The 13706-nt window shown below is 70.2% G+C and carries 12 protein-coding genes; 10 read left to right on the top strand and 2 right to left on the bottom strand.

Going from position 1 to position 13706, the window contains the following annotated elements; translation table 11 throughout:
• Complete coding sequence (locus tag ACK4UM_RS00155) at positions 1-1149, bottom strand: OpgC family protein (protein ID WP_409794744.1); 1149 nt, start codon at positions 1147-1149, stop codon at positions 1-3.
• Between the two features lie 259 nt (positions 1150-1408).
• On the opposite strand from ACK4UM_RS00155, the gene phnD reads away from it, so the two are divergent.
• The 5 genes from phnD (at position 1409) to ACK4UM_RS00130 (ending at position 6447) form a co-directional block, all read left to right on the top strand.
• Positions 1409-2362, top strand: a complete 954-nt coding sequence (phnD, locus tag ACK4UM_RS00150) for a phosphate/phosphite/phosphonate ABC transporter substrate-binding protein (RefSeq protein ID WP_409793889.1) — start codon at positions 1409-1411, stop codon at positions 2360-2362.
• Between the two features lie 346 nt (positions 2363-2708).
• Positions 2709-3545 (top strand): phosphonate ABC transporter ATP-binding protein, encoded by an 837-nt coding sequence (gene phnC, locus ACK4UM_RS00145; RefSeq protein WP_409793886.1) that lies wholly within the window; start codon positions 2709-2711, stop codon positions 3543-3545.
• Positions 3542-4372: a phosphonate ABC transporter, permease protein PhnE gene (gene phnE / locus ACK4UM_RS00140; protein WP_409793884.1), complete on the top strand. Its 831-nt coding sequence runs from the start codon at positions 3542-3544 to the stop codon at positions 4370-4372. The genes phnC and phnE (ACK4UM_RS00140) overlap by 4 nt, the downstream gene beginning before the upstream one ends.
• Positions 4372-5190 (top strand): phosphonate ABC transporter, permease protein PhnE, encoded by an 819-nt coding sequence (gene phnE / locus ACK4UM_RS00135; protein WP_409793882.1) that lies wholly within the window; start codon positions 4372-4374, stop codon positions 5188-5190. Before phnE (ACK4UM_RS00140) ends, phnE (ACK4UM_RS00135) begins: the two co-directional genes overlap by 1 nt.
• A gap of 228 nt (positions 5191-5418) precedes the next feature.
• The gene (locus ACK4UM_RS00130; RefSeq protein ID WP_409793880.1) at positions 5419-6447 is read left to right on the top strand and encodes an Acg family FMN-binding oxidoreductase; all 1029 of its coding nucleotides are present in this window, start codon (positions 5419-5421) and stop codon (positions 6445-6447) included.
• Between the two features lie 18 nt (positions 6448-6465).
• Here the strand turns inward: ACK4UM_RS00130 and ACK4UM_RS00125 are convergent, their stop codons facing one another.
• Complete coding sequence (locus ACK4UM_RS00125; RefSeq protein ID WP_409793877.1) at positions 6466-6891, bottom strand: OsmC family protein; 426 nt, start codon at positions 6889-6891, stop codon at positions 6466-6468.
• A gap of 234 nt (positions 6892-7125) precedes the next feature.
• On the opposite strand from ACK4UM_RS00125, the gene ACK4UM_RS00120 reads away from it, so the two are divergent.
• The 5 genes from ACK4UM_RS00120 to ACK4UM_RS00100 all read left to right on the top strand — a co-directional run bounded on the left by ACK4UM_RS00120 (position 7126) and on the right by ACK4UM_RS00100 (position 13646).
• The gene (locus ACK4UM_RS00120) at positions 7126-7803 is read left to right on the top strand and encodes a TetR/AcrR family transcriptional regulator (RefSeq protein WP_409793874.1); all 678 of its coding nucleotides are present in this window, start codon (positions 7126-7128) and stop codon (positions 7801-7803) included.
• The gene (locus ACK4UM_RS00115; protein WP_409793872.1) at positions 7800-8882 is read left to right on the top strand and encodes an efflux RND transporter periplasmic adaptor subunit; all 1083 of its coding nucleotides are present in this window, start codon (positions 7800-7802) and stop codon (positions 8880-8882) included. The genes ACK4UM_RS00120 and ACK4UM_RS00115 overlap by 4 nt, the downstream gene beginning before the upstream one ends.
• 28 nt (positions 8883-8910) lie before the next feature.
• Positions 8911-12051, top strand: coding sequence for an efflux RND transporter permease subunit (locus ACK4UM_RS00110; RefSeq protein ID WP_409793869.1), 3141 nt, complete (start codon positions 8911-8913; stop codon positions 12049-12051).
• A gap of 222 nt (positions 12052-12273) precedes the next feature.
• Positions 12274-12612, top strand: a complete 339-nt coding sequence (gene fdxA, locus ACK4UM_RS00105) for a ferredoxin FdxA (protein WP_409793867.1) — start codon at positions 12274-12276, stop codon at positions 12610-12612.
• A gap of 446 nt (positions 12613-13058) precedes the next feature.
• The gene (locus tag ACK4UM_RS00100) at positions 13059-13646 is read left to right on the top strand and encodes a CarD family transcriptional regulator (RefSeq protein ID WP_409793864.1); all 588 of its coding nucleotides are present in this window, start codon (positions 13059-13061) and stop codon (positions 13644-13646) included.
• Positions 13647-13706: the final 60 nt, after the last annotated feature.

Genomic DNA, 13706 nt, shown 5'->3' with positions numbered 1-13706 from the left:
CTATTCCGCCGGCACGACCTGCGGGCGCGCGCTCGCGCGGCGCGCCTTCCACGGCGCGCTCTTGAACCAGATCGCGATCTCCGCGCAGGCGAAGAGCGCGGCGATTCCGGCGGCGTTCACGAGGATGACGGGGAGCGCGTCGCGGCCGACATGGTCGAGCGCGACGCCCATCGCCTGCGAGGCGACGAGCCCCACCGCGAACACGGCGAGCGATTGTCCGCCGAGCCGCGCCAGCGCGCCCGCCGCGGCGGTTCGCAGCACCCAGCCCCAGCGCTCGACGACGTAGACCGCGCAATAAGCGAGCGCGAGGAAATGCACGATCCGCGCGATCCCGAGCTGCGTCTTCGACGCCAGCGGCACGATCGTCTCCGCGAGAGACGCGAGCGCCGGCACGGCCTCGCGGGCAGGCGCCCAGGCGAGGAGCGCGCTGCCCGCGACGATCGCGAGCGCCGCGCCGACCCGTCGCTTCGTGAAGGCGGGGACGGGAATCGTGCCGCGCGCGACGTAGAAGCCGGCGAAGAACAGCACCTGCCAGGCGAAGGGATCGAAGAACCACGGCCTTTCCGACCACGGCTCCGCCGGAAGCCCGAGCGCCCCGGTCTGCGCGATCGTCCAGAGGCCGAGCGACGCGCCGAGCGCCAGGAGCGGCGAGACCCGCGCCAGCGCCATCGCGACCGGGATCATGGCGAGGATGACGAGATACATCGGCAGGATGTCGAAATAATTCGGCACGTAGGTGAGCGTGAGGAACGCGATCAGGTTGTCGACCGTGTCCTCGAAGAAGGGCACGAGCCACAGCCGCTCGATGTAGAGCCCCTCCCCGTCCGGCAGCGTGCCGAGCCGCGCCATCGACGCCGCGAGGACCAGGAACACGCCGACATGGACCCAATAGACCTGCCAGACGCGCTGGGCGACGCGGGCGGTGGCGAGCGCGAAGCCGCGCGTCTCGTAGAGCCGCCCGAAGGCGATCGCGGACGCCGCACCCGACACGAAGACGAAGATCTCGGCCGCGTCCGAATAGCCGAACCGTCCGGGCATGTACGCCGCGAGCGGGTTGAAGGGCACGTGCGCGATCGCGATCACGATCAGCGCGATGCCGCGAAAGACGTCGAGGCGCAGGTCGCGCTGCGACGGGGACGCTCCCTCCATACCGTTCAAACCCGAGCACCTCCCTGAACCGAGCGACGCGGACGCCGCCGCGCTAAAGGTGCCGGCCGGTCCGGAGATCACGACGCGCGCGGCCCCGCTTCTGTTCCCTGCGCGCGGCGCGAGCGTGACGGGAATGCGGTCGCGATCGGGCGCGGCGTCATCGCTCTGTTACGTGGGCTTGTTAGGCGGCGACCTGCGGCCGGGAGCGCAACGCGCGCCATCGGGCCCATATCGAGATCAACCAAGGGAGATCGCGACGATGTCGTTTCGCATTCTGGCCGCCGCGGCCGTGATCAGCCTCGCGCCCGCGCTCGCGCAGGCCGAGAGCTTCCCCCTCGACAGCCGTTTCGTCGACAACGACGGCGACATGATCGCCGACATCCCGACCGATCCGTCCCAATGGGTCGACCCGGCGACGCTGATCTTCGCCTATACGCCGGTCGAGGACCCCGCCGTCTATGCCGAGGTGTGGCGTCCCTTCCTCGAGCACATGGAGGAGGTCACCGGGCGGCGCGTGCAGTTCTTCCCCGTCCAGTCGAACGCAGCCCAGCTCGAGGCGATGCGCGCCGGGCGCCTGCACGTCGCGGGCTTCAACACCGGCTCGAACCCGCTGGCGGTCGCCTGCGCCGGCTTCCGGCCCTTCGCCATGATGGCGCGCGAGGACGGCTCCTTCGGCTACGAGATGGAGATCATCACCCATCCGGGCTCGGGCATCGAGACGCTCGAGGATCTGCGCGGGCGCACGCTCGCCTTCACCTCCGAGACCTCGAATTCCGGCTTCAAGGCGCCGTCGGCGCTGCTCGAGGACGAATTCGGCCTCGTCGCCGGCCGCGACTTCACCCCGGCCTTCTCGGGCGCCCACGACAATTCGATTCTCGGCGTCGCCAACCGCGACTACGACGCGGCCGCGATCGCGAACTCGGTCATGCGCCGCATGAAGGATCGCGGCGTGGTGCAGCCCGAGCAGATCGTCACGATCTACACCTCGCAGACCTTCCCCACCACCGGCTACGGCACCGTCTTCAACCTGCATCCCGACCTGCAGGAGAAGGTGCGCGAGGCGTTCTTCTCGTTCGATTGGGAAGGCACCTCCCTCCAGGAGGAGTTCTCGCGCTCGGGCGAGGCGCAGTTCGTGCCGATCACGTTCCAGGAGCACTGGGCGGTGGTCCGGCAGATCGACGCCGCCATGGACGTGCAATACACCTGCAATTGAGGATCGCGCGATCCCCACGCGCCGCGGCCAGCACGCCGCGGCGCGTCAGGCATTCTCGACGGGCAATCTCCACGTCGTCATTCCGGGGCGCGAAGCGAGCCCGGAACCCAGAACCACGACGCTTGGATGAGCAGCCTATAGGCTGCGTCCCTCCGGGGTCGACTGCATCAGCGTGGTGGAACGAGCGCGGCATGCGCGCTCGAGCGGACGTCTGGAGTCTGGGTTCCGGGCTCGCTTCGCGCCCCGGAATGACGGGCGGAGGGGCTCTTGCCGTCGCGAAAGCTCCCCTCGGCGAGCGGCGGTGTCGTCGCGTAGATCTATTCAATCACCCCACGGGAGCGCACGCATGTTGCGACTGGAAGGCCTCACCAAGCGCTACAAGACGGGCGACCGAGCCTTGACCGACGTCTCCTTCACCGTGCCCGCCGGCCAGGTCGTGGGCCTGATCGGGCCCTCCGGCGCCGGCAAGTCGACGCTGATCCGCTGCGTCAACCGGCTCGTCGAGCCGAGCGCGGGCAAGGTCTTCCTCGGCGAGAAGGAGCTGACGGGCGCCGGCCGCTCGGAGCTGCGGCGCCTGCGGCGGCGCATCGGCATGATCTTCCAGGAATACGCCCTCGTCGAGCGCCTCACCGTGATGGAGAACGTGCTCTCCGGCCGGCTCGGCTACGTGCCGTTCTGGCGCTCCTTCCTGCGCCGCTACCCGCAAGCGGACGTCGACAAGGCCTTCGCGCTCCTCGACCGCGTGGGGCTGACCGACCATGTCGACAAGCGCGCCGACGCGCTCTCGGGCGGGCAACGCCAGCGGGTCGGCATCGCCCGCGCGCTCGAGCAGGACCCCGAGCTCCTCCTCGTCGACGAGCCGACCGCCTCGCTCGATCCCAAGACCTCGCGCCAGATCATGCGGCTCATCACCGAGATCTGCCGCGAGCGCGGGCTGCCGGCGATCATCAACATTCACGACGTGCTGCTGGCCAAGATGTTCGTCGACCGCATCGTCGGCCTGCGCGCCGGCGAGATCGTCTTCGACGGCCCGCCCGAGACCCTCGACGACGAGGCGCTCACCCGCATCTACGGCTCCGAGGACTGGAACGCGATGCAGAAGGAGCACGCGGACGCGGCCGAGGACGCCGCGGCGGTCGCCGCCTATCAGGCTCGCGAGCGCGCCAAGGCGGGTGCGGCATGAGCGACGCGCCCGCCCTCGCCTCAGCCGGGCCGCGCCCCGGCCGCCGCTGGAAGCGCCCGCCGCTCTTCATCCAGAGCTTCTGGATTCGCGTCCTCGTCTATGGCGGCTGCCTCCTCTATCTGGTGTTGGCCATCGGCGGCCTCGACGTGAACTGGACACGCGTCGTCGAGGGGCTCGATCGCGGCGCGCGCTTCGTCCAATCCTTCCTGCAGCCGGACTTCACCTCCCGCTCGCGCGACATCTACAACGGCTTCGTCGAGAGCCTGACGATGACGCTCACCTCGACGGTCGCGGGCGTGATCCTGTCGATCCCGATCGGGATCGGGGCTGCGCGCAACATCGCGCCGATGCCGATCTACATGGTCTGCCGGGCGATCATAGCCGTCTCGCGCTCCTTCCAGGAGATCATCGTCGCGATCCTGTTCGTGGCGATGTTCGGCTTCGGCCCCTTCGCCGGCTTCCTGACGCTCGCCTTCGCGACGATCGGCTTCATGGGCAAGCTCCTCGCCGAGGACATCGAGGACATCGACGAGGCGCAGGCGGAAGCCATGCGCGCGACGGGCGCCTCCTGGTGGCAGGTGCTCAATTACGGCATCCAGCCGCAGGTGATGCCGCGCCTCGTCGGCCTGTCGATGTACCGGCTCGACATCAATTTCCGCGAATCGGCGGTGATCGGCATCGTCGGCGCGGGCGGCATCGGCGCGACGCTCAACGTCGCCATGGATCGCTACGAATACGACACCGCCGCGGCGATCCTCATCCTGATCATCCTCGTCGTGCTCGCCTCCGAATACGTCTCGAGCGCGCTTCGCAAGCGGATCCAGTGATGCCCGTCAGAACCCTCGCCGACGACAAGAAGATCTGGACCCGCCGCACGAGCCCCCGGCAATTCGCGGCCTTCGCGGGCTGGCTCGCGCTCGTGGCGCTGACCGTGTTCTGCTTCCAGGTGATGACGCAGGACACGATCTGGTTCTTCGTGCAGGACGCGCCGCGCCAGGCGGCCGACCTCCTGTCGCGCTCCTGGCCGCCGCGCTGGTCGGTCCTCGATCGGCTCTGGGTGCCGCTCTGGGACACGCTCAACATGGCGACGCTCGGCACGCTGCTCGGCATCCTGATCGCGGTGCCGGTCGCGTTCCTGGCCGCGCGCAACACGACGCCATCGGCCGCGTTCGTGCGCCCGGTCGCGCTCCTCGTCATCGTGGCCTCGCGCTCGATCAACTCGCTGATCTGGGCGCTCCTCCTCGTCGCGATCCTCGGCCCGGGCATTCTGGCCGGCATCCTCGCCATCGCGCTGCGCTCGATCGGCTTCATCGGCAAGCTCCTCTACGAGGCGATCGAGGAGATCGACGAATCTCAAGTCGAGGCCGTGCGCGCGACTGGGGCGGGCGGCGCGCAGGTGATCGACTACGCGATCGTTCCCCAGGTGCTGCCCGCCTTCGCCGGGATCTCGGTCTTCCGCTGGGACATCAACATCCGCGAATCGACGATCCTCGGCCTCGTCGGCGCCGGCGGCATCGGCCTTCAGCTGCAATCCTCCCTCGGCCGCCTCGCCTGGTCGGAGGTGACGGTGATCTTCATCGTGATCCTCGCCACCGTGATCGTCTCGGAATGGGTGTCGGCGAAGGTGCGAAAGGCGATCATCTGAGGGGTCGTCGTTCCCTCCCCGTATGGGAGGGTGGCCCCTGAGCGGAGCGAAGGGGTCGGGTGGGGCCCGGGTGGAGATCTTCCTTCAAGCGTCGTGCCCCACCCGACCTCTCTCGCTTCGCTCGCGAGGCCACCCTCCCCTACGGGGAGGGATGCTCCTTGCGAATCGTCAAGGCGCCGCTCGGCCGGATCGCGCATCATCGGCTCGTCCAGCATCCGGAGAGCCCCCATGAATTCGGACGCCCTCGCCCCCTGGTCGATCGATGCCGCCGACTACCCGCGCACCGCCCCGCCGGCCGCGCGTTGGCGCTTTCTCGTCGGCTACGCCATCCTGGCGCCGTCTGGTCACAACACGCAGCCCTGGATCTTCCGCATCGCCGGCGATCGGCTCGAGGTGCGCGCCGACCGCACCCGCTGCCTCCCCGTCGTCGATCCGCACGACCGGGCGCTCGCGATCTCCTGCGGCGCCGCGATCGCCTGTCTGGAGGCGGCCTTGCGGGCGCTCGGGCATGCGGGGGAGATCGCGCTCCTGCCGGACGCGGACGACCCGGACCTGTTCGCGCGCATCGGCTTCGGCCCGTCGCACGCACCCGATGCCGAGGACGCGAAGCGCCTCGCGGCGATCGGCCTGCGGCGCACGACGCGCCGCGCCTTCGCCGACGCGCCGTTGCCGGACGGGCTCGCCGAGCGGATGCGCGCCCTCGCAGAAGCGCGGGGGGTGGCGCTCGCGATCCTCGAGGACGCCGCCGCGAAACGCGCCGTCGCGGCCCTCGTCGCCGAGGGCGACCGCGCGCAATTCGCCGACCCCTCCTTCCGCCGCGAGCTCGCCGCCTGGGTGCATCCGCGCCGCACCGGCGACGGGCTCTCGGGCGCGGCCTTCGGTATGCCGGACGTGCTCTCGTCCGTCGGCGGCCTCGTCATCCGCACCTTCGACATGGGCGAGGGCATCGGCGCGAAGGACGAGGCGATCGCCGCGGGCTCCCCCGCCCTCCTCGCCTTCTCGACGCCTGGCGACACGCCCCGCGACTGGCTCGCCGCCGGCGCGGCCCATCTCGACGTCCTCCTCGAGGTCGCGGCGGCGGGGCTCACGGCGGCCTATCTCAACCAGCCCGTCGAAGTCGACGCGCTGCGCCCCCGCCTCGCCGAGGCGATCGGCGAAGCGGGGCTGCCTCAGCTCCTGATGCGCATCGGCCGCGGCCCCGCGATCGCCCCCGCCGCCCGACGCCCCGTCGCGGCGGTGATCGAGGAGACGCCGTGAGCGTCTCCCCCGCGCGGCTTAGGCGAGGCGGGCGTCGAGCGTGATCTCGATCGCGCCGAGCGCCTTCGAGACCGGGCAGCCGGCCTTCGCCTTGTCGGCGAGCGCGCGGAAGGTCGCCTCGTCGATCCCGGGCACCTCGCCGACGAGGGCGAGGCGGCTCGCGACGATGCCGGTGCCGGGCACGAGCTCGACCTCGGCCTTCGCTTCGAGCCGCGTCGCCGGGGTGCCGTTCTCGGCGAGGAAATGCGAGAGCTGCATCGCGAAGCAGCCCGCATGGGCCGCACCGATCAGCTCCTCCGGATTGGTGCCCGAGCGGCCGCTTTCGTCCTCGAAGCGCGCCTTGAACGAATAGGGCAGGCGCGCGAGCGCCCCGCTCTGCGTGTCGAGGGTGCCAGCGCCGTCCTTGAGCGCACCCTGCCAGACGGCCGTCGCATGTCTCTTCATGATGGTCCTCCTGGTCTCGTCTGCGATGGGGAACGATCCCCCGCTGATGGACGCACGGACGCCACGTTCGTTCCGGCGCGGGGGGCGGGCAAGAGAATCTCGTCGCGCCGCAGCAAAAATTCTCATCGCGCCCGCAAGAGGGGGTTGACTCGGGCGCGGCCATGGCGCAAATGAACGCCCGTTCACTCAAGGTGAATGAGCGTTCACTCACCCCCTCTCGGAGTCGAAGCCACGATGGACGGACAAGCGCCCCCGCAAGCGCCTTCGATCGACCGCCGGCTCGAGATCCTCGACGCCGCGCAGGCCTGCTTCGCGCGCGCCGGCTTCCATCGCACGACGATGCAGGACATCGCGAGCGAGGCCGGCATGTCGGTGGGCAACCTCTACCGTTACTTCGCCTCGAAGGACGCCGTGATCGCGGGTCTGAGCGAGCGCGACCGCGCCTCCGCCGCCGCCGATTTCGGCGCCCTCGAACATGCGGACGACTTCCTCGCGGCCTTCCGCCGGATCGGCGAGAAATATTTCCGCGAGGAGCCGCGCGAGCGCGCGATCGTCTGCCTCGAGATCTGGGCGGAGGCGACCCGCAACCCGGAGGTCGCCGCCCATTGCGCCGCCTTCGAGTGCGAGATGCTCGGGCGCATGATCGAGGCCTTCGGCCGGGCGCAGGCGCGCGGCGCGATCGCCACCACCCTGCCGCCCGAGACCATGGCGCGCATGGTGATGACGGTGGCCGACGGGCTCTATCTGCGCCGTGCGCTCGATCCCCGCTTCGACGTCGAGGGCGAGGTCTCGCGCGCGCTCGCCCTGATCGGCGCGATCCTGCGCGGCGCGGTCCACGCCGCTCCCGCCTCCGCTTCCCCCTCCCCCGAACAGACGCACGCGGATGCGTCCCACTCCGAGGTCGCACCATGATCGCGTCCCGTATCGTCTCGGTCCTGATCGTCGTCGCGGCGGTCGGCTGGATCGCCTCCGGCCACGTGATCGGCGGGTCGGCGCCCGAGGCGGAGCCGGCCCCCGCCCCCGCCGTGGAGGCGCGCCCGCCCTTCGCCGTCGCCGTCGCCCGCGCCGAGCCGCGCGAGCACGCCCGCACCGTCACGCTGTCGGGCCAGACGCGCGCGGATCGTCGCGCGCAGGCGACGACGCGGGCCTCCGGCACCGTCGTCGAGCTCGCTGTGCGCCGCGGCGTGCGCGTGGAGACGGGCGACGTGATCGCCGTCCTCTCCGACGAGGCCCGCGAGGCGCAGGTCTCGCAGGCCACCGCCCGGCTCGAACAGGCCCGCGAACAGGCGCAGGCGCGGCTTCGGCTCATCGAGAACGGCACGCTGCCCGCTCTCGAGCGCAGCGGGATCGAGGCCGATCTGCGCGCCGCCGAGGCCGCCCTCGCCCAGGCGCAGGCGGAGCGCGACCGCTCGGTCGTGCGCGCGCCGATCTCCGGCATCGTCGACGCCGTGCCCGCCGAGATCGGCCAGGCGCTGCAGGTCGGCGACCTCGTCGCGGAGGTGATCTCGCTCGATCCGATGCTCGTCGTCGTCGAGATCGCCGAGCGCCAGCTCGGCGGCGTGCGCGTCGGCGACGAGGCGCAGGTGCGGCTCGTCACCGGCCAGACCGCGACCGGCGAGGTGCGCTTCGTGTCGAGCCGCGCGAGCGAGGGCACCCGCACCTACCGCGTCGAGATCGGCATCGACAACGCGGACAACGCCATTCCCGACGGCGTCACCGCGGAGGCGCGGCTGCGGCTCGCGGCGGTGCCGGCGGCGCCCGTGCCGCGCTCGGCGCTCACCTTCTCGAGCGAGGGCCTGCTCGGCCTGCGCATCGTCGACGACACCGACCATGTCGCCTTCGTGCCGGTCGATCTCGTCGAGGACGGGCGCGAGACGATCTTCGTCTCGGGACTGCCGCACGGCGCCGCGGTGATCGTGCAGGGCCAGGATTTCGTCGTCGACGGCCAGCGCGTCGCGCCCGTCCCGATGGCGATCGCCGCCCGCCGCTGAGCTCTGACTTCTCCGGAGGAGGCCCGCCATGGGTCGCATCGTCGATACCGCGATCTCGCATTGGCGCCTGACCTTGTCGGTGCTGGCCTTCCTCCTGCTCGCGGGCTTCGTCGCCTACCAGCAGATCCCCAAGGAGGCCGAACCGGACGTCCAGATCCCGCTGATCTACGTCAGCGTCGGCCAGCGCGGCATCTCGCCCGAGGACGCCGAGCGCCTGATCCTGCGTCCGCTCGAGACGCAGCTGAAGGCGGTCGAGAACGTCAAGGAGATGCGCTCGGCCGCCTACGAGGGCGGCGCCTACGTGCTCCTCGAGTTCGAGGCCGGTTTCGACGGCGATCAGGCGCTCCAGGACGTGCGGGCGCGGGTGGACAACGCCAAGGGCGAGCTGCCGCGCGACGCCGACGAGCCCAAGGTCGAGGAGGTCAACCTCTCGCTCTTCCCCGTGCTCGTCGTCTCGCTCGGCGGCGATCTGCCCGAGCGCACGCTCCTGCGGCTCGCCCGCGACGCGCGCACCGCGATCGAGCAGACGCCGGGCGTCCTGCGCGCGGAGATGCGCGGGGCGCGCGACGAGGTGGTCGAGATCATCGCCGAGCCGATGCTGCTGCGCTCCTACGGGCTCGATCTCGACGACGTGATCGGCGCCTTCCAGGCGGGCAATTCGCTCGTCGCGGCCGGCGCGCTCGAGGGCGAGACGGGGCGCTTCTCGGTGAAGGTGCCGGCCCTCATCGAGACGCCCGAAGACATCCTGAACTTCCCCGTCGCGGCGAGCGGCAGCGCGACCGTGCGCCTGCGCGACGTCGCCGAGGTGCGCCCGACCTTCAAGGATCCGGATTCGATCACCCGCATCAACGGCAAGCCCGCGATCGTGCTCGAGGTCTCCAAGCGCACCGGGGCGAACCTGATCGAGACGGTCGACGCCGTGAAGGAGACCGTGGCGCGCCTCCAGGAGACCTGGCCCGCCGGGCTCGAGGTGACCTTCAGCCAGGACAAGAGCCGCGACATCCGCACGATGCTCCACGAGCTCGAGAACAGCGTCGTCACGGCGGTGCTCCTCGTCGTCGTGATCATGTTGTGGACGCTCGGCGCGCGCGCCTCTCTGTTCATCGGCATCGCGATCCCCGGCGCCTTCCTCGCGGGCATCCTCGCGCTGCATCTCGGCGGGCTGACCGTCAACATCGTCGTCCTGTTCTCGCTGATCCTCGCCGTCGGCATGCTCGTCGACGACGCGATCATCGTCTCGGAATTCGCCGAGCGGCGCATGGCCGAGGGCATGCCGGCCAAGGAGGCGTATTCCCTCGCCGCCAAGCGCATGGCCGGGCCCGTGGTCGCCTCGACCGCGACGCGCATCGCCGCCTTCTCGCCGCTGCTGTTCTGGCCGGGCATCGTCGGCGAGTTCATGAAATACATGCCGATCACGCTGATCGCGACGCTCACCGCCTCGCTCGTGATCGCGCTCATCTTCACGCCCACCCTCGGCGCGCTGCTCGCGCGCCCGCCGAAGGAGACGCATGGCGAGCTGCCGCAGACGGGGCCCTACATGGCACTGATCCGGCTCGTGACGCGCCATCCGGTGGTGACGCTCGTCGTGGCGGCGGCGCTCCTCGTCTCGGTGGTGCAGACCTACGGGGCGAACAACAACGGCGTCGAGTTCTTCCCCGACGTCGAGCCGGAGACGGCGCTCGTCCAGGTGCGCGCGCGCGGCAATCTCTCGGTCGCGGAGAAGGACGCGCTCGTGCGGCTCGCCGAGGAGCGCATCCTCGGCATGCCCGAGATCGAGACCGTCTATGCCCGCGTGGGCCAGGGCGCGCGCGGCTCGGAGGAGGTGACGCAGGACACGATCGGCACCGTTCAGTTCGAGTTCGTCGATTGGCGGGAGCGCCGCTCGGCGACGCAGATCATGGCCGACATCCGCGCGGCGACCGCCGACATTCCCGGCGCGCTGTTCGAGGTGACGAAGCCGCCGGCGGGGCCGCCGACCGGCAAGCCGATCACGCTCGAGATCACCGCCGCCGACCCGCGCCTGCTCTTCCCCGCCGCGACGACGATCGCCGACCTCCTGCGCGCGGATCCGGAGGTGGTCGACGTCGACGACGGCCTGCCGTTGCCCGGCGTCGACTGGACGCTCGTCGTCGACAAGGCGGAGGCCGCGCGCTTCGGCGCCAACGCGCTCACCGTCGGAAACATGGTCCAGCTCGTCACGAACGGGCTCAAGATCACCGAGTACCGCCCGATCGAGACCGACACGACGGTCGACGTCCTCCTGCGCTTCCCGCCCGAGCGGCGCAGCCTCGACGAGCTCGACGGCCTGCGCGTCAACACGGCCTTCGGCTCGGTGCCGATCGCGAATTTCGTCGAGCGGGTGCCCGAGCCGCGCGTCGGGCGCATCGACCGGGTCGGCGGGCAGCGCGTCGTGACCGTCACCGCCAACATCGCCGAGGGCGCCCAGGCGGCGGCCGTTCAGGCGAGCGTGCTGTCGCGGATCGCCGCGCTCGATCTGGGGCCCGGCGTGCGCTACCGGCTCAAGGGCGAGGACGAGGAGCGCGACAAGGCGGCGGCGTTCCTGTCGAGCGCGTTCGGCGCGGCGATCTTCCTGATCTTCGCCATCCTGCTCGCGCAGTTCAACCGCTTCTCCCGCGTGCTGATCACGCTCTCGGCGGTGGTGATGTCGACGATCGGCGTGCTCATCGGCCTCATGGTGATGGGCCAGTCCTTCGGCGTGGTGATGACCGGCATCGGCATCATCGCCAATGCGGGCGTGATCGTGAACAACAACATCGTGCTCATCGACACCTACGACCGGCTGCGCTCGGAGGGCTGGGCGGCGCGCGAGGCGATCCTGCGGACCTGCCGCGAACGCGCCCGGCCGGTCCTCCTCACGGCGGTGACGGCGGTGCTCGGGGTGCTCGCGATCGCCTTCGGGGTCAATATCGACTTCGTCCAGCGCACGATCGACATCGGCGCGCCCTCGACGCAATGGTGGGTGCACCTCTCGACCGCGATCGTGTTCGGGCTCGGCTTCGCGACGATCCTCACCCTCGTCGTGACGCCGGCCATGCTGATGGCGCTCGCCGACGCCCATGCGTTCGCGACCCGCGTGCGCGCGCGGTTCGGGAACGGGCGCGGGGTTGCGCCGCAGACGCGGGAGCCCGCGCCGGCGCCGGCCGAGTGAGGGGCGCGGATCGGCAGAGGTCGTGCCGATTTCCGCACCGATTTCGGAACTCTCGCGCACGCGCGAGGGACGTCAAAATGCCGCATGCGTGCTTGGGTTGCGAATTCTACCGCGCGGCGATGGGTTTGCCGCCCCTGCGCGGCGACGCTTGCCCCTTGCCAAAGCGCGCCGGGGCGGGTTAGAGCCGTTCCACGGACGTCAAGCCGGAAGCGGGGCCTTGCGATGACCTACGTCGTCACCGAGAACTGCATCAAGTGCAAGTACATGGATTGCGTCGAGGTGTGCCCGGTCGACTGCTTCTACGAGGGCGAGAACATGCTCGTCATCCACCCCGACGAGTGCATCGATTGCGGGGTCTGCGAGCCGGAATGTCCGGCCGAGGCGATCAAGCCGGACACCGAGCCGGGCCTCGAGCAATGGCTCAAGGTCAATGCGGACTTCTCGAAGACGTGGCCGAACATCACCCAGAAGAAGGACGCGCCGGCCGACGCCAAGGAATACGACGGCATGGCGGGCAAGTTCGACAAGTTCTTCTCCCAGGAGCCCGGCACCGGCGATTGATCCTTCGCCCGATCCCGGCTCCGGCGATCGCGCTCGCGCTCCGCTCGGGCGCGGGTCGGCCCGTCGACGACCGTCGGTGGCGCAATGCCGCGCGCGCCCGTGGGAACCTTCGGGGCGGGCGGAGCGTTCGCCTTTTTCTTTGATTTATCAGTCGGCTTGTGGTACGTATGTGCCTGCCGTCGCTCGCGCCCGACGCGCCGACATCCTCGCACGTGAGCCACAAGCAAAATCATGAGAAACGGTCACGCATACCTCGCCGGAGGCCATCCTCATCGTGTCTCGGCGGGGTCGACAGGGCGCATTTCGTGTTCGGCTGAAACTTGAAGGGGGCACCGCCGGGGAGTTCTTCCCGCGGTGGTGTCGAGCTTTTGCACCGTCGGACCCCTTCCGGCGGCGCCTTCAGCGTCGCGGTGCGACCGCGGCGCTCAACAGGAGGCCTTCATCGCATGACGACCCCCAAGAAGACGGGAAAGACCATGGGTTTCAAGGCGGGCGAAGCGATCGTGTACCCGGCGCACGGCGTCGGTCAGATCACCGCGATCGAGGAGCAGGAGATCGCCGGCTTCAAGCTCGAACTCTACGTCGTCAGCTTCGAGAAGGACAAGATGGTCCTGCGCGTCCCGACCGCCAAGGCGGCGAGCGTGGGCATGCGCAAGCTCGCCGAGCCGGACCTGGTTCAGAAGGCCCTCGACACCATGACCGGCCGCGCCCGCGTCAAGCGCACCATGTGGTCGCGCCGCGCGCAGGAATACGAGGCCAAGATCAATTCCGGCGATCTGATCGCCATCGCCGAGGTGGTGCGCGACCTCTACCGGTCGGACGCGCAGCCCGAGCAATCCTATTCCGAGCGCCAGCTCTACGAGGCGGCCCTCGACCGCGTCGTGCGCGAGATCGCCTCGGTGAACCGCATCACGGAGACGGAGGCGCTCAAGCTCATCGAGGCGAGCCTCTCCAAGTCCCCGCGCCGCGGCAAGGCCGCCGAGGCGGCGGATGCCGAGAGCGACGGCGAGGATCTCCAGGAAGAGGCCGCCTGAGCGGCTCGTCCCGGCGCTCCGCGCGCGGTCACTCGAAACGAGCCCGGCCGAAAGGCCGGG

It is taken from the genome of Salinarimonas sp. (assembly GCF_046292825.1).
In the GTDB taxonomy this organism is placed as follows: Bacteria; Pseudomonadota; Alphaproteobacteria; order Rhizobiales; family Beijerinckiaceae; genus Salinarimonas.
The sequence above is the reverse complement of the archived record's forward strand: the minus strand, read 5'-3'. Positions and strand labels throughout refer to the sequence as shown.